The 15,068-nt window shown below is 72.0% G+C and carries 14 protein-coding genes; 7 read left to right on the forward strand and 7 right to left on the reverse strand.

The genetic code is table 11. From position 1 onward, the window contains the following. Nucleotides 1-10 precede the first annotated feature (10 nt). On the reverse strand, nt 11-4,951 hold the full coding sequence (locus GA707_RS16625) for an NAD-glutamate dehydrogenase (RefSeq protein WP_152179577.1): 4,941 nt from the start codon (nt 4,949-4,951) through the stop codon (nt 11-13). Nucleotides 4,952-5,092: 141 nt separating this feature from the next. On the opposite strand from GA707_RS16625, the gene GA707_RS16630 reads away from it, so the two are divergent. From GA707_RS16630 to GA707_RS16640, 3 genes are read left to right on the forward strand one after another with little or no spacing between them, the layout of a single operon-like run. Further along, complete coding sequence (locus GA707_RS16630; RefSeq protein WP_152179578.1) at nt 5,093-5,386, forward strand: hypothetical protein; 294 nt, start codon at nt 5,093-5,095, stop codon at nt 5,384-5,386. Then, the gene (locus GA707_RS16635; protein ID WP_152179579.1) at nt 5,386-5,922 is read left to right on the forward strand and encodes a hypothetical protein; all 537 of its coding nucleotides are present in this window, start codon (nt 5,386-5,388) and stop codon (nt 5,920-5,922) included. Before GA707_RS16630 ends, GA707_RS16635 begins: the two co-directional genes overlap by 1 nt. A 9-nt stretch (nt 5,923-5,931) precedes the next feature. Further along, nucleotides 5,932-6,423: a DUF2505 domain-containing protein gene (locus tag GA707_RS16640; RefSeq protein WP_152179580.1), complete on the forward strand. Its 492-nt coding sequence runs from the start codon at nt 5,932-5,934 to the stop codon at nt 6,421-6,423. A gap of 186 nt (nt 6,424-6,609) precedes the next feature. Here the strand turns inward: GA707_RS16640 and pruA are convergent, their stop codons facing one another. Genes pruA through GA707_RS16660 form a run of 5 tightly spaced genes read right to left on the reverse strand, consistent with a single transcriptional unit; the run spans nt 6,610 to nt 12,290 of the window. Next, on the reverse strand, nt 6,610-8,241 hold the full coding sequence (gene pruA, locus GA707_RS16645) for an L-glutamate gamma-semialdehyde dehydrogenase (protein ID WP_152179581.1): 1,632 nt from the start codon (nt 8,239-8,241) through the stop codon (nt 6,610-6,612). A gap of 38 nt (nt 8,242-8,279) precedes the next feature. Beyond that, nucleotides 8,280-8,723, reverse strand: coding sequence for a hypothetical protein (locus GA707_RS20935; RefSeq protein ID WP_193315384.1), 444 nt, complete (start codon nt 8,721-8,723; stop codon nt 8,280-8,282). 5 nt (nt 8,724-8,728) lie between these two features. Continuing rightward, the gene (locus GA707_RS16650) at nt 8,729-10,210 is read right to left on the reverse strand and encodes a wax ester/triacylglycerol synthase family O-acyltransferase (protein WP_226963886.1); all 1,482 of its coding nucleotides are present in this window, start codon (nt 10,208-10,210) and stop codon (nt 8,729-8,731) included. An 11-nt stretch (nt 10,211-10,221) separates the two neighbouring features. After that, nucleotides 10,222-11,595: a CpaE family protein gene (locus tag GA707_RS16655; RefSeq protein WP_152179582.1), complete on the reverse strand. Its 1,374-nt coding sequence runs from the start codon at nt 11,593-11,595 to the stop codon at nt 10,222-10,224. Beyond that, a complete protein-coding gene (locus tag GA707_RS16660) occupies nt 11,592-12,290 on the reverse strand; it encodes a hypothetical protein (RefSeq protein ID WP_152179583.1) in 699 nt (232 codons plus the stop codon). Before GA707_RS16660 ends, GA707_RS16655 begins: the two co-directional genes overlap by 4 nt. Nucleotides 12,291-12,510: 220 nt before the next feature. Here GA707_RS16660 and GA707_RS16665 point away from each other — a divergent pair, with 220 nt between their 5' ends. Then, the gene (locus tag GA707_RS16665) at nt 12,511-12,735 is read left to right on the forward strand and encodes a helix-turn-helix domain-containing protein (protein WP_152179584.1); all 225 of its coding nucleotides are present in this window, start codon (nt 12,511-12,513) and stop codon (nt 12,733-12,735) included. Here GA707_RS16665 and GA707_RS16670 read toward each other — a convergent pair. Next, nucleotides 12,729-13,298 carry a hypothetical protein gene (locus GA707_RS16670; protein WP_152179585.1) on the reverse strand — a complete coding sequence of 190 codons (570 nt, stop codon included), beginning with the start codon at nt 13,296-13,298 and terminating at the stop codon, nt 12,729-12,731. The genes GA707_RS16665 and GA707_RS16670 overlap by 7 nt on opposite strands. A 99-nt stretch (nt 13,299-13,397) precedes the next feature. Between GA707_RS16670 and GA707_RS16675 the strand changes: the two genes are divergently transcribed. From GA707_RS16675 to GA707_RS21390, 3 genes are all read left to right on the forward strand, one after another. Beyond that, nucleotides 13,398-14,189 (forward strand): LysM peptidoglycan-binding domain-containing protein, encoded by a 792-nt coding sequence (locus GA707_RS16675; RefSeq protein WP_226963887.1) that lies wholly within the window; start codon nt 13,398-13,400, stop codon nt 14,187-14,189. Continuing rightward, entirely contained in the window at nt 14,186-14,701 is a 516-nt protein-coding gene (locus GA707_RS21385; protein WP_226963888.1) for an Rv3235 family protein, read from the forward strand. Before GA707_RS16675 ends, GA707_RS21385 begins: the two co-directional genes overlap by 4 nt. A gap of 91 nt (nt 14,702-14,792) precedes the next feature. Then, nucleotides 14,793-15,065, forward strand: coding sequence for a LuxR C-terminal-related transcriptional regulator (locus tag GA707_RS21390; RefSeq protein ID WP_226963889.1), 273 nt, complete (start codon nt 14,793-14,795; stop codon nt 15,063-15,065). The last annotated feature ends 3 nt before the right edge of the window (nt 15,066-15,068 follow it).

Consider the following 15,068-nt stretch of genomic DNA (forward strand, 5'->3'; position numbering starts at 1 on the left):
CCGGCACAGGTCACGTCGTGGCCGCCCCCGAGCGCAGCACCGAGCGCAGCGTGCGCAGCGCGACCGAGAGGGCGGCGATGTTCGGCGACTCCATCCGCTCGATCTGCACGAGCGAGGAGCGCGCCCGCTGCAGCGTGTCGTGGTTGCGGGTGGCCCAGACCTCGAACGCGGCGTCCGGGTCGCTGATGTCGCCGTCCGGGCAGTCGGCGATGACCGCCTCGGCGAGCGACTCGAGCACACCGTAGAGGTCGTCGCGCAACGCGCCGCGGGCCAGGCCGTCCCAGCGGTCCTCGCGCGGCAGGCGGGCCACCTTGCCGAGCATCACGTCGATCCCGAAGCGCTCGGAGAGCACGAAGTACAGCGGCCCGACCTCGGCGGGGTCCTTGCCCGTCGAGGAGGCGACGTCGACGATGTCGAGGAGCGAGAACTGGTCCAGCCCGGAGGCCGACCGCACCGCGAGCTGCTCGGGCGCGCCGCCGCTGGTCAGGGTCCCGACGCGGCGCTGCAGTCGCTTCAGCTCGGCGCCGCGCAGCCAGCTCGGCACCTGTGGACCCAGGGCGTCGATGACCGGGCGGTAGCGCGCCACCTCGGTCTCGATGTCCAGCCGCGCCGGGCGTGCCGTGATGAACCATCGCACGGCCCGGTCGATGAGCCGCCGGAACTCGAGGTAGAGGTCGGACTGCACCTGTGTCGACACCTGGTTGTCGAGTGCCTCCACGTCCCCGACGAAGCCGACCATGTCGAAGATCTCGCGCGCGACGACGAACGCCCGCGCCACCTGCTCGGGACCGGCACCGGTCTCCTCCATGACCCGGAAGGCGAAGGTGATGCCGCCGCGGTTGACGATCGTGTTGGCGACCGCGTTGACGATGATCTCGCGGCGCAGCGGGTGCCGGTCGAGCCGGTCGCCGTAGCGCCGCCGGATCTCGGCCGGGAAGTAGTCGGCGAGGTAGCGCTGCAGATAGGGGTCGTCGGGCAGCGTCGTCGGCATCAGGTCGTGCTTGAGGGCGAGCTTGGCATAGGCGACGAGGACGGAGAACTCCGGCGACTTCAGCCCCAGCCCCTCTCCCGCACGCTGGGCGATCTGCTGGTCGTCGGGCAGGAACTCCAGCGACCGGTCGAGGTCGCCGCGACGTTCGAGCCACTGGATGAGCCGCTCGTGGACGCTGAGCATCGAGTGCTCCTGGGCCCGCGCGTTGCCGAGCAGGACGTTCTGCTCGTAGTTCGTCCGCAGCACCTGTCGGGCGACCTCGTCGGTCATCGACGCGAGCAGCTGGTTCCGCTGCTTCATCGTCAGGTCTCCGGCGCGCACGACCTCGCCGAGCAGGATCTTGATGTTGACCTCGTGGTCCGAGGTGTCGACGCCTGCGGAGTTGTCGATGGCGTCGGTATTGACCCGCACGCCGTGCAGCGCTGCCTCGATCCGGCCGAGCTGGGACATCCCGAGGTTGCCGCCCTCACCCACGACCCGCACGCGCAGCTCGTGGCCGTTGACGCGGATGGAGTCGTTCGCGCGGTCGCCGATGTCGGCGTCGGTCTCGGTGGAGGCCTTGACGTAGGTGCCGATGCCGCCGTTCCACAGCAGGTCGACCGGTGCGAGGAGGAGCGCGCGAATGAGCTCCGATGGAGTCATCGCCGTCCGGTCGTCGGTCAGGTCGAGCAGGTCACGCACCTGGTCGGTGAGCGGGATCGACTTCAGGGTGCGCGCATACACCCCGCCGCCCTCGCTGATGAGCGACTCGTCGTAGTCCGCCCACGACGACCGGGGCAGGTCGAACAGCCGGCGCCGCTCGGCATAGGACGCCGCCGCATCGGGGTCGGGGTCGAGGAAGATGTGGCGGTGGTCGAAGGCCGCGACGAGCCGGATGTGCTCGGACAGCAGCATGCCGTTGCCGAACACGTCGCCGCTCATATCGCCGATGCCGAGGACCGTGAACTCCTCCTCCTGGGTGTTCAGCCCGAGCTCGCGGAAGTGGCGCTTGACCGATTCCCACGCCCCGCGGGCGGTGATGCCCATGCCCTTGTGGTCGTAGCCGGCCGAGCCGCCGGAGGCGAAGGCGTCGTCGAGCCAGAAGCCGTAGCCCTGGGAGACCGAGTTCGCGATGTCGCTGAAGCTCGCCGTGCCCTTGTCGGCGGCGACCACGAGGTAGGGGTCGGACCCGTCGTGGCGCACGACGTCCGGCGGTGGGACGATCTCGCCGTCGAGGCGGTTGTCGGTCACGTCGAGCAGGCCGGAGATGAAGACCTTGTAGGCCTCGATCCCCTCGTTCAGCCACGCGTCGCGGTCCTGCGCCGGGTCCGGAAGCCGCTTGGCGAAGAAGCCGCCCTTGGACCCGGTCGGCACGATGACGGCGTTCTTGACCATCTGCGCCTTGACGAGGCCGAGCACCTCGGTGCGGAAGTCCTCGCGGCGGTCCGACCACCGCAGGCCGCCGCGCGCCACCGGACCGAAGCGCAGGTGGACGCCCTCGACCCGCGGACTGTAGACCCAGATCTCGAAGGCCGGCTTCGGACTCGGCATGTCCGGGACCTTGGCCGGCTCGAGCTTCAGCGAGATGTAGGTCTTGGGCTCCCCGTCGGCGTCGACCTGGAAGTAGTTCGTGCGCAGCGTCGCCATGATGACCCCGAGGAAAGCCCGGATGATCCGGTCGTGGTCGAGCGAGGTCACGTCGTCGAGGGCGTCGAGGATGGTGCGCTCGAGCGCCTCGACCGCCTCGGTCCGTTCGGCGCTCACGTCGGAGTCGGACTCGCCCGAGCCGCCCGACGCATACCGGTGTGGGTCGAAGCGCGTCTCGAACAGGTCGACGAGCAGGCGGGCCAGCTCGTGGTTGACCACGAGAGCAGCCTCGAGGTACGGCTGGCTGAACGCGGTGCGGGTCTGGCGGAGGTACTTGCCGATCGTGCGGATGATCGCGACCTGCCGCCAGGTCAGGCCCGCCTCGAGGACGAGGGCGTTGAAGCCGTCGGACTCGGCCCGGCCGTCCCAGATGGCACCGACCGCGTCCTGGAACAGCTCGCGCACCCGCTCCCGACTGCCCTCGGTCCAGAGCGATCCGTCGGGTATGCGTAGGCCCAGGTCGTAGATGAAGGCCCGGACACCGTCGCCCCGGGTGATGTCGTAGGGACGCTCGTCGACGACCTCGACCCCGAGGTCGGTGAAGACCGGCAGCACGTCGGTCAGCGACACCGGCTTGCGTCGGAACAGCTTGAACCGGCGCTCGTCCTCGGGCGCGCCGGGTGACTGGTACAGCGCCCGGCCGGTGGCGTCCTCGCGCGTGAGCGCCTCGAGGTGGCGCATGTCGGCGATCGCCATCCGGGGCGGGAAGTCGTCCTCGTAGGCCGGTGGGAAGCTCTTGCCGTACAGGCCCATCATCCGGGCCGCACCCTCTTCGCCGATCTCGGTGCGCATCGAGTCGGCGAGGTCCTCCTCCCATGTGCGGGTCGCGTCGAGGAGCTGGCGTTCGACCGCGCTGACGTCGACGTCGGGGATCGCCTCACCACGCGCCATTCGGACGACGAAGTGCAGGCGGGCGAGCTTGGACTCGCCGACCCGGGTCGTGTAGTCGGTGCTGGCCCCGCTCCACGCCTCGCGCAGAATGCGCTCCATCCGCAGTCGCACGGCCGTGTTGTAGCGGTCGCGGGGGATGTAGACCAGGCACGAGACGTAACGGCCGAAGTCGTCGCGCCTCAGGAACAGCCGGGTGCCGCGGCGCTCCTGCATGTGCGAGACGGCCAGCGCGGTCTCCCTGAGGTGGGGGACCTCGGCCTGGAACAGCTCGTCGCGCGGGTAGGTCTCGAGGACGCCGAGCAGGTCCTTGCCCGAGTGGGAGTCGGGGGTGAACCCGGATCCCTCGATGACGGCCTGGACCTTGTCCCGGACGAGGGGGATCCGCATGACCGACTCGGTGTAGGCCGTGGAGGCGAACAGGCCGATGAACCGCTGCTCGCCGGTGACCTCGCCGGCCTCGTCGAAGGTGCGCACCGAGATGTAGTCCATGTGGACGGGCCGGTGCACCGTGGAGCGCGAGTTGGCCTTGGTGATGATGAGCAGCTCCTTGCGCCGCGCGACCTCGGACGCCTGCGGCGTGAGGTCCACGGACATCCGGTCTGCGGCCGGGTCGGAGCGGAGCAGGCCGAGGCCGGTGCCGAGGGTGGTGCGGACCTGGTCGCCGAGCCCGTCGGGACGACGCTCGAGGGCGTACTCGCGGTAGCCGAGGAAGGTGAAGTGGTTGTCGGCGAGCCACTCGAGGAAGGTCACCGTGAGCCGGACCTCCTCCGCGTCGACGCAGGTCGGCGGCGACTCCTTCAGGCCTGCGGCGATATCCCAACACCGGCGGGTCATCTTTCCCCAGTCCTCGACGGCGACGCGGACGTCGTCGAGCACGGTCCGCAGCCGGTCGGCGATCCGCTCCCGCTCGGCGGGGTCGCTCGTGCGGTCGATCTCGATGTGCAGCCAGGACTCCCGCTGCTCGCCGAAGGTCTCCGAGTGGGTCCCCGCGTGCACCTCGTCGGCGTCGAGGACCTCCTCGAGTCGGCCCGTCGCGTCGCGGCGCACGACGAGCTGGGGGTGGAGGAGGAGGAAGACATTGCGGTCCAGCGCGGCGAGCGCCGCGATCACGGAGTCGACGATGAAGGGCATGTCGTCGGTGACGACCTGGACCACGGTGTGCCCGCTGGCCCAGCCGTGCTCGTCCATGTCGGGGTTGAACACGTGGATCGCGGCGGTGCCCTCGGGTCGCTTGGCGGCCAGGGACCTGTGGGAGAGAGCGGCGCCGAGCAGGTCTTCGGCCTGGCGCGCGAAGAGGTCCTCGGTCGTCGTGTGCCGGTGGTACCGCTCGAGGAACGGCAGCAGCGAGGTGCCGCGGGCGTCCCCGCGGCCGGCTGACCGCTTGGCCATCGAGGCGGCCGACTCGAGGAGGGCGTGACGGGTCGTGGCGAGCGTGTCACTCATCGTGTGATCAGCATCCTTGGCGTCGCGAGCCGGGATCGGCGGGGCGCCTCGTTGCACCCCGCTGGTCAGCCTAGCCCCCCGTGGGCGACGGCTGTGGACGACGCAGAGGAGGTTCCGTGGCACCGGGCTAGAGTGGCGAGAGTGATGGAGTCGGCGCCTGACACCGCAGGGGTGGAGGAGGGCGCCGAGCCTCCCGTCACCGAACCCGAGGGCGACGAGGTGCCGGACGTGCTCACCGTGCTGGTCGGCCGGCTCGACCTCGCGTGCGAGGAGCTGTTCGCCGTCACTCCGTATGCGGGGGACCAGTCGACCGGAAGCACTCTCGACGGGTGCGTGGACGAGATCGTCGGGGCGCTGCGGACCCTGCGCTCCGACGCCGACGACCTGCGCCGCGTCATGGAGGTCGCGCGGCTGCGCCGGGACGGCGGCTCCTGATGCCGTGGAGCACCGCCGACGCCCGTCCGGCCGAGCCGGTGCTCGGCGACCCCGCGTCGCTCGCAGCCCTCGGCTCGGCGCTGCAGCGTGCCGCCGCGGAGCTGCGCGAGCTGCTCGGTGCCCTCGAGGGAGAGTCTCGACCGCATACCGGATCGGGGTCGACGCGCGACACAACCGCTCGCCTCCACGGGACCCGGCTGCGCGAGCTGCGCGTTCGAGGTGACGCTCTGACCGCGGCGATGGACCTCGCCGGTCGCCGCGTCACCGAGCACGCGAGTGAGCTGGGCGACGCGCTCGCACTCGCCCGCCGCATCGGCGAGCGGGCCCGCGCGACGGGCCTGGTCGTCGACGGAGGCACCGTCATCGGACCAGCCGGTGTGCGGGGTGTCGCCGACGCCGGAGCAGAGCGTGAGCGGCGCGAGTCGGCCGCCCGGCTCCAGCGGGTGCTCGACACCGTCCTGCTCGACCTGGACACCGCCCGACGGGCTCTCCGACGCGACCTGGAGGAGGCGCGGGCGCGCTGTGCGAGGGGCTAGCCTGAGCGAATGAAGGTGACGCGCAACGCGACCTATGCCCTGACGCCGGAGCTCGTCATGGACATCCTCGCCGAGGAGGACTTCCAGAACGAGAAGTGCCGGTTGACCTACGCCCTCTCCTGGGACTCCGCCATCCAGGTCGAGCGCAACCGGGTCGTCATCCAGACCCGGCGCGTCATGCCGACCGACCCACTGCCCGAGGTCGCGCGGGGCTTCGTGGGTGAGACCTTCTCGATCCACGAGACCCAGACCTGGACCGGCCCGGACGACCGCGGCCTGTTCGTCGCCGAGCTGCGCGTGCACGTCCAGGGCGCACCGATCTCGGTGGCCGGTGCCCGACGGCTCACGCCGAAGGATGCCGCGTCCACCCACGACCAGATCGACCTCAAGATCAGCGCCTCGATCCCGATCATCGGGCGCAAGATCGAGGAGGCCGCCGCTCCTGCCGTCGCCGCCGGCGTCGACATCGAGACCGAGCTGCTCGCCAAGCGCGCCGAGTAGCAGGAGTAGGCGAGAGCGGCAGCCGGCGGCTGGCGGCTGGCGGCTGGAGCACCGAAGCGCGCCTGCGCACCGCGACCGCTCTGAAGCACCCGAACTGCGACCTGACACCCGCAATTTCAGGGGTCAGGTCGCAGTTCGGGGGCCCGGGCGCACAACTGGCGTGCAGCCGGACGTCGGGGGGTCCCCTCAGCCCATGTGCGGGTAGGGGTGCGCCGTCGGCGGGACGAAGTTCTCCTTGATGGAGCGCGGGCTGACCCACCGGAGCAGGTTCTGTGCCGAGCCGGCCTTGTCGTTCGTGCCGGACGCTCGCCCGCCGCCGAACGGCTGCTGCCCGACGACGGCGCCGGTCGGCTTGTCGTTGACGTAGAAGTTTCCGGCGGCGAAGCGGAGCGCGTCGGTCGCCTCGGCGATGACCGCCCGGTCCTGGGCGATGATCGAGCCGGTCAGCGCATACGGGGCGGCCGACTCCATCTGGGTCATCACCTTGCCGAACTGGCGGTCCGGGTAGACGTGCACGGAGAGAATCGGGCCGAAGTACTCGGTCGTGAAGATCTCGTCGGTCGGGTCCTCGCCGACGAGCACGGTCGGCCGCACGAAGTAGCCCTCGGAGTCGTCGTAGGTGCCGCCGGCGACGACGTCGATCCCGGCCGTGGCGTTGGCCCGGTCGATGGCGGCCTTGTGCTTGGCGAAGGCGCGGTCGTCGATGACGGCCCCCATGAAGTTCGACAGGTCGGTCGTCGGCCCGACGGACAGCCCGTCGGTGAGCGAGACGAGGTCGTCCTTGATGACCTTCCACAACGATCGTGGGACGTAGGCGCGCGAGGCGGCCGAGCACTTCTGGCCTTGGAACTCGAACGCGCCCCGGATCATCGCCGTGCGCAGCACGTCGGGGTCGGCGCTCGGGTGCGCCATGATGAAGTCCTTGCCGCCGGTCTCACCGACGATGCGCGGGTAGTGCCGGTAGCCCTCGATCCGGGCGCCGATCTCGCGCCAGAACATCTGGAAGACCCGGGTCGAACCGGTGAAGTGCAGGCCGGCGAACTCCGGGTGGTCGAGGACGACGTCGCTCACGGCGATGCCGTCGCCGGCCACCAGGTTGACGACGCCGGGCGGCATGCCGGCCTCCTCGAGCAGCTCCATGATCACCTGGGCGGCGAACTGCTGGGTGTGCGCGGGCTTCCAGACAACGGTGTTGCCCATGAGTGCGGGGGAGGTCGGCAGGTTGCCGGCGATGGCGGTGAAGTTGAACGGAGTGACCGCGTAGACGAAGCCCTCGAGGCTTCGGTAGTCGGTGCGGTTCCACAGCCCGCGGCCGTTGGCCGGCGGCTGCTCCTGAAGGATCTGGCGGGCGAAGTGGACGTTGAAGCGCCAGAAGTCGACGAGCTCGCACGCGCTGTCGATCTCCGCCTGGTATGCGGTCTTGGACTGACCGAGCATCGTCGCCGCGTTCATCCGGGCGCGCCACGGACCGGCGAGGAGGTCGGCGGCCTTGAGGAGGATCGAGGCCCGGTCGTCGAACGAGAGGGCTCGCCACTCCGGCGCCGCCGCGACGGCCGCGTCGACCGCCGCGCTCGCGTCGGCCTTCGTCGCGTTGCGCAAAGTGCCGAGCACGTGGCGGTGGGCGTGGGGCTGGACGACGTCGATCTTCTTGCCGGACCCCTGGACGCGCGTCCCACCGATCGTGTGCGGGAGGTCGACCTTCGTGGCCTGCGCCTCGGCGAGGGCCACCTCGAGCTCGGCGCGCTCCGGACTGCCGGGGGCGTAGTCGAGGACCGGCTCGTTGATGGGGGCGGGCACGTGGGTGACGGCGTCGAACACGTCGAGCTCCTCTGTGTCGGGGTAGTGAGGCGGTTGCCTCAGTGTTCCAGACCGAGATCCTCCAGCACGGCGGCGAGCTCGGTGATGTCGTACCAGAGCAGGTCGGGCTCCGCGGAGTCGTCCCCGTCCTCGTCGACGTGCAACGAGACGACCGCGCGCAGTGGGACCTCGTCGCCGAGCAGCACAACGACCGGACCACCGCCGGCCTCGTCGACGCCGCTCTCGCGCACCGAGCCCGGCGCGATGTCGGCCGAGGCGATGACGCGCCGTGCGCCTGCGCTGAGCGCCGCGGCGTGCTCCGAGGCGGCGACGAAAGCGAGGTACTCGGCCTCCTCCTCCGCGGCGGCCGGGGAGATCCGGGCGTCGACGCGTCCGGGGGCGCCGGCCGAATACCCCTCGAGCGGGGCCACGAGGCGGCGGTCCGCCGCCAGGGCGCGCAGCTGGTCGTGGGTCAGCGGCAGGTAGATCCGGCGGGGACGCACGTCGCTCAGGCCTTCCGTCGGGTGCTGTGCGCGGCGAGCAGCTCCTCGAGCGCGTCGGGGATGGCATCGCCGATGACGGCGAGGTCCTTCATCGAGTCGCGGTCGGCGTTCAGGCCGTAGCAGACGGTGCCCCGGTAGGACACGAGCCCGATCGCGAGCGCCTGTCCCTTGGCGAGCGGCATGACGGGGTAGGCCCGGACCATCCGGGCGCCGCCGACGTAGCGCGCGGCCTGCGGGCCGGGGACGTTGGTGATGGAGACGTTGAAGAAGCGACGCGACATCGCGCTGCCCGCCCGGGCTGCGAGCGAGTGGATCGTCGGCGACCCGAATCCGGCGACGCCGGACAGACGGTGCGCGGCGACCGCGCGGCCGCCCTCGAACTGCTGGCGCATCGCGAAGGCGATCTGGTGCAGGCGCATCGACGCCGACGGCTCCCCCACCGGCAGGTCGATGATGCAGGCGTCGATGCGCCCACCGGCCCGGTCGGAGGAGCCGTCACCGCGTGCCCCACCTGCGTCGTCCTCGTCGTCGATGCTCATCGGCACCAGGGCCCGGACGGTCGTCCCGCTGCGCACCGGCTCGCCCCTCGTGAGCATCCAGATCCGCAGCGCGCCGGTGACCACGGCGAGGATGACGTCGTGCGTCGTCACGTCCTCGGCGAAGTTGCCCTTCGGCAGGCGCGCCCGCACCGTGCGGTAGTCGTCGAGGTCGGTGTCGACCATGACGAACCGTCGGGCCTCCCCGATCGTGCGGTTGAGCGGGCTGGGCGGCGCGGGGCGGGCGGAGGCGCGCATGAGCGCCGAGCCCATGTCGCCGAGGCCCTGGCCGGCGCGCCCGAGAGCCGAGCGGATCTCGTCCAGTCCGCCGCGGATCGCCTCGACGGCGGTGCCGGGCCGGCGGACCCCGTCGAGGACGGCGCCGAGGACGAGCGAGACGTCGCTCGGGGCGGGGCGGGCGCGCCAGAGCCGGGTGGTGTCGCGCGCCGTCGTCGCCTTCTCCTCGACGATGAGGTCCGCGATGTCGATCGCGTTGACGCCGTCGACGAGCGCGTGGTGGGCCTTGGTGATGATCGCGAACCGGCCGCCCTCGAGTCCCTCGACGAGGTAGACCTCCCACAGCGGGCGCGACCGGTCGAGCAGCCGGGACTGGACGCGCGCGACGAACTCGCCGAGCTGGTTGAGGTTTCCGGGCTTGGGCAGGGCGGCGCGGCGGACGTGGTAGGTGATGTCGAACCGGGGGTCGTCGACCCAGACCGGCGCCGCGATGCGTCCGGGGACGTGGCGGATGACCTGCCGGTAGCGCGGGCTCGTCGTGATCCGCTCGGCGATGATGCCGACGATCTCGTCGTAGTCGAGCGTCCCGTCGCCCCCCGAGCCCCGCTCGGGTTCGAAGACGAGCACGGTGCCGACGTGCATGGGGGTCGTGGCGTCCTCCATGTAGAGGAACGACGCATCGAGCGAGGCGAGGCGGTCTGTCACGCCTCCCATGGTCGCAGATCCTAGGAGGCCCGCCGTCCGCGGCGGGACCGTCGGGTGGAGACCTCCGGCACCCGGTCCGGCAGCAGCTCGCGGGCGACGTCGCGCAGGGCCAGGCGGGCCCGGCTGGCCGGGGCGTGCTCGACGAGCGTCCGTCCGGCGAGCATCGCCCCGTCGCACGCGTCGCGGTCGTCGGGCACGACCGCGACGTCCTCGATCCCGCTGAACCGGCCGAGGATCTCGCGGATCGCGGACTCCGGACCGGGTCCGGAGGCCGATGCGCGCACCCGCGTGACGACGACGCGGGGAGACGGCGAGCTCACGTGCGCGAGCTCGGTGAGCCCTCGGACCAGCCGCTGCAGCCCGACCGGCTCGCCTGCACCGACGGCGACGAGGTGGTCGGCGCGCTCGAGTGTGGTCAGGGTCGTCGCGTTGCGCCGCGGGGCCGCCGTGTCGTAGCTGAGCTCCTCGTCCGCCTCGAGCCCGAAGCCGCAGTCCACGACGACGACGTCGGCCACCCGGCGGCTCACGTCGAGGATCGTGCCCATGGCGCCGTCGCGCACCTCGGGCCACCGGTCGGCGCGCGGCAGGCCGGTGAGCACGCGCAGGTTCGGCGTCACCTCGGGCGCGCGGCGCATCAGCCCCGCCGCGTCGAGCGTCCCCTGCTCGGCGGCGCGGGCCACCGCCGCGAGTCCGGGGGTGTCGTCCAGGAGCCCGAGCACCTGGGCGACCGAGGAGCCGTACGTGTCGGCGTCGACGAGCAGGACGCGGGAGCCGGCCAGCGCATACTCCGCGGCGAGGGTGACCGCGACGGTCGTGCGCCCGGGTGCGCCGATCGGTCCCCAGACCGCGACGATCTCCCCCTCGGGATCCTCCGCTGGCAGGTCCGCGACCGCTGGTTCGGGGCGGACCGCGGAGAAGTCGCCGCCGAGGGCGAGGTCGATGCGGCGGTCGAGATCCCCGTCGGCTGAGGGGTCGAACGGCTCCGCGGGAGCCGGTATGCGGTGCGCCCGCAGCAGCTCCGGCTGCGGCGGGACGTGGCGCGCGACGACGTCCTCGACGACCGCCGCGATCTCCGGGGCCGTGGCCGTGCTCGCGAGCACCCGGTCGACGCCGAGCTGGCGCAGGGTGCGCTCCCCCTCCTCGTCACCCGGTGCGGTGACCCCGAGCACGGCGATGCCGAGCCGCACGAGCCGGTCGACGACATCACGCTCGAGGTGTGGCAGGTCCGGCGAGACCGCCGCGCACGTGCCGAGGCCCGCCGCCGCGGCGGCCAGCAGGTCGGGCACGTCGGCACAGCGGCGCGCGACCTCGAGCGACCTGGAGCCGCCGACCGTGGTGACGAACCGCGCCTCCTGGGCGGAGGACAGCGCGACGAGCAGACGGGCGGCGCTCATCCGCCGGACCGGGTCACCGCACCGGGCACCGGCACGACCGTGACCTTGGCCTGGAGGTCGACGGCGGCGATGAGGTCGGGGACCTGCTCGACGGGGACCATGATCCGAACGGCCGTGCCGGCCCCGCTGCCGCCGAGACCTCGGCCGGAGGTGTCGACAGCGGCGACGGTGACGCGTTCGAGCAGCCGCTCCGGACCGGCGTACTCGTCGCGGACCGAGCCCGCGACAGGCAGGTTGACGAAGACGTCGACGACGGTGCCGGAGGTCAGGGCCGCGGCCGACGTGGCGTCGACGGCGATGGTGACCTGCGAGAGGGCGGCGTCATCGGTGGTACCGACGGCCGAGAGCGGCACGAGCTCGCCGGAGCGGACCTCGCGCAGCACCACACCTTCGGCCGGGAGCGGCTCGTCGGCGGGCAGGTATCCGGCGACCCCGTCGGCGAGCCGGACGTCCACCCGCACCACGGCGGACTCGTCGAGGGACTGACCCGGTGTGAGCGGCCCTGCCGCGGCGTACATCGGGACGCTGTCGTCGGCGCGCGCCACGAGATAGGAGCCCAGGGCGATCGAGGCGAGGACGAGAAGGACGCCGACCAGGAGCCGCGAGTCCCGCCAGGACGGCGGTTGGATCCGGGCGGCCCGGTCGGTGGGCGCGCGCTCGGTGCGGGCGCGGTCGAGCGTGGAGAGGTCAGACATGTTCGTCCCCCGTGCCTTTCAGCGACGACCCGGCCGACCCCTCCCGAGGGGTCCCTGCGGCCGGGAACAGCGGTGCAGTGAGGGCCACATCATGACAAACCTTCGCTGCGTGCCCCAATACTCGTCCACAACGGCACTCTTTGGCTTCGATGGGTGTCGTTTGTCCCCAATCTGTGGATATCCCTGTGGACATCGGCGCTCGGTGTCCTATCGTGTCTGGATGGCCAAACGCTTCATCCCGCTGTCCGAGGTCTGCGAGGTCCTCGACATCTCGTCGGCCCAGGCCTACGCCCTCGTCCGCAGCGGCGACCTGCCCGCCATCAAGGTCGGCGGCCGGGGTCAGTGGCGCGTCGAGACAGCCGAGCTCGAGGCCTACATCCAGCGGATGTATGCGCGGACCGCCCAGCTCGTCGCCTCCGGTGATCTCGAGGACGACGCTCAGTAGCGCTCGTCGTCCCGCGTCGCGCTCGCGCTGAGCACGGAGACGACCGCCCACGTCGCGATGGTCCGCCGGCCGGTGAGGGCTCCCGTTCGGCGCGGCTCGTCGACGGGGTGCTCACTCAGGTCGAACCAGTCCTGACCGACGGCGTCGATCGTCCCGCTCACCCGCCCGCCGGAGCGGTCCGTCACGATGACGGAGGCGCGGTCGCGGGAGAGGGCTCGCAGCGCATACCCCAGCGCGAAGCGGCGTGAGGTGACCGCGGGGTCGCTGTGCCTGCTCAGGCCGGTCACCGCAGTCATGGCGGCGCTCGCGACGAGGAGCTCGCGGCCCGCGCCGTCGCGCAGGAGCAGCCAGTCGGCGCCGAGGTCGACGAGGGTGCCCTCGAGCGGCTCCCCGGTGACCGTCCACACCCCGAGGACCGCTCCGCGGCTCGCGGCACACCGCTCGGCGAGGGCGACGCGGGCGCGTTCGGCACGTGTGCGGTCCGCGACCTCCGCATCCCGATCACGGCGCTCCTCCGCCGCCCACTGCCCGTCGAGGTCGTCGAAGAGTCCCTGCCAGCGCATACCTCCGCACTCTATGTCGTGCCGGACGGTGCGGAAGAGTTATCCACAGGATCGAATGAGGGCTTTACATGCTGTTTGATGCTGTTTAGTGTCCCTTACATGCACTCCTCATCAGAGTCTCCGCATCCTGTGCGCGGCGTCGTCGTCCTCCTGTCCGTTGCCCTGGCCGCGCTCGGTTCGGGCTGGGCGCTCGCCATCGTCGTGCGTGACACGCTCGGCGCGCTCCGATCCCCTGGACGGGTGTCCGTCGACGAGCTCGTCGTCGCCACCAGCGCAACCTGCGCCCTCGGCATCCTGCTCTGGGTGGCGCTGGGTCTGGTGCTCTCCGTGCTGGCGGCCCTCCCGGGCCCACTGTTCGTCGGCGACCGGCTCCTCGACGCGGTCGCACCCGCGGCAGTGCGCCGGTGGGCCGGCCTGCTGCTCGGGGTCAGCGTCCTGACGGCCGGCCTGCCGGGTGCCGCCATGGCGCACGAGAGCTTGACGCGGACCAGCGTGGGCGCGGCCGGGTCTGCGGGTCCGTGGTCGACGGCTCAGGGAGCCACCGCGCCCGAGCCGATCTGGGTCCAGCCCGATCCCGAGGCCCACACGCCGGCGCCGGCACCGGGGTGGACGCCGACCCCGGTCCGCGCGCTGCCGTCGGTCACTCTCACCGCCCCGCGGACGACGGACGCCGAGCGGGAGACGCGTTCGGTGACCGTCCGACGCGGGGACACCCTCTGGGACCTCGCCGCCGCGCACCTGGCGACGGACGCCACCGATGCCGAGATCGCCGACGAGTGGCAGCGGTGGTTCCAGGCCAACCGCCGGGTCATCGGGCCGGACCCGGACCTACTCCTGCCCGGGCAGGTCCTCCAGGTTCCGGGCTCGACGGTCTCCGGAGGCTCGCGGTGAGCGCTCTGCCCGCGCTCTCGCCGCTCCAGATCGTCCCGGTCCCCCGGCCTCGACTGACCCCGGCGCCCCTGCCAGGCCACGGCTATCCTCCCGACGATCTCGACGCCCGCTTCGTCCAGGACTGGCTCGAGTTCGAGGACCACGAGGAGGACGAGCCCACCCCACGCCTCCGGTCGCCCCTGCCGGATCCCGAGGCGGTCGCCGGCCCGCTCGCCCAGGCACTCGTCGAGGTGCTGGCGGGCCGGCGGCCGGTGGTCCAGATGGTGCGCTGGGCCTCACCGACCGTGTATGCGGGGGTCACCGCCCGCGCTTCCGTCGCCCACCGGCGGCGGCTGGCCCTGCGCGGGACGCCGGTGCGACTCGCGGTCCGTCGGGTCATCGTCACGCGCCCGCGCGACGAGATCGCCGAGGTCTCGATCGTCGTCATCGACGGGACCAGGGTGCGGGCCATCGCCATGCAGCTTCGCGGCATCGACGGACGGTGGATCATCGACGCGCTCCAGGTGGGCTGAGCAAACCTCCCGGCCCGACGGGTCGCTGGTCCCTGGCTCCCAGGACGCCGGGCGCCCGAGCCCCATCCTGGCCGTACACCGAGGCCAGTCCGTGCTCGCGCCGCAGGCGGCGCGTCGGGTCGAGCAGCGACTCCGCGACCCTGGCGTCGGGGCCGGTCGCGCGTTCCCGCAGCTCACCGGCCGTGAGGACGACGTGCTCGACGAGATCTGCCGCGGACACTCCACCACGGAGATCGCCGGGCGGCTGGGACTCAGCGACAAGACCGTCCGCAACTACACCTCGGCGGTGCTCACCAAGCTCCAGGTCCGCGACCGCGCGGCACTGGTCGCGCTGGCCAGAGACGCCGGGTATCCGCGGGACTGACGC

Source organism: Nostocoides sp. F2B08, from assembly GCF_009184895.1.
GTDB lineage: Bacteria > Actinomycetota > Actinomycetes > Actinomycetales > Dermatophilaceae > F2B08.

Coding starts and splice junctions, on each gene's coding strand:
- GA707_RS16625 (WP_152179577.1), bottom strand. CDS start 4,951: ATGAGTGACACGCTCGCCACGACCCGTCACGCCCTCCTCGAGTCGGCC.
- GA707_RS16635 (WP_152179579.1), top strand. CDS start 5,386: ATGCCGTGGAGCACCGCCGACGCCCGTCCGGCCGAGCCGGTGCTCGGC.
- GA707_RS16640 (WP_152179580.1), top strand. CDS start 5,932: ATGAAGGTGACGCGCAACGCGACCTATGCCCTGACGCCGGAGCTCGTC.
- GA707_RS16650 (WP_226963886.1), bottom strand. CDS start 10,210: ATGGGAGGCGTGACAGACCGCCTCGCCTCGCTCGATGCGTCGTTCCTC.
- GA707_RS16655 (WP_152179582.1), bottom strand. CDS start 11,595: ATGAGCGCCGCCCGTCTGCTCGTCGCGCTGTCCTCCGCCCAGGAGGCG.
- GA707_RS16660 (WP_152179583.1), bottom strand. CDS start 12,290: ATGTCTGACCTCTCCACGCTCGACCGCGCCCGCACCGAGCGCGCGCCC.
- GA707_RS16665 (WP_152179584.1), top strand. CDS start 12,511: ATGGCCAAACGCTTCATCCCGCTGTCCGAGGTCTGCGAGGTCCTCGAC.
- GA707_RS16670 (WP_152179585.1), bottom strand. CDS start 13,298: ATGCGCTGGCAGGGACTCTTCGACGACCTCGACGGGCAGTGGGCGGCG.
- GA707_RS16675 (WP_226963887.1), top strand. CDS start 13,398: ATGCACTCCTCATCAGAGTCTCCGCATCCTGTGCGCGGCGTCGTCGTC.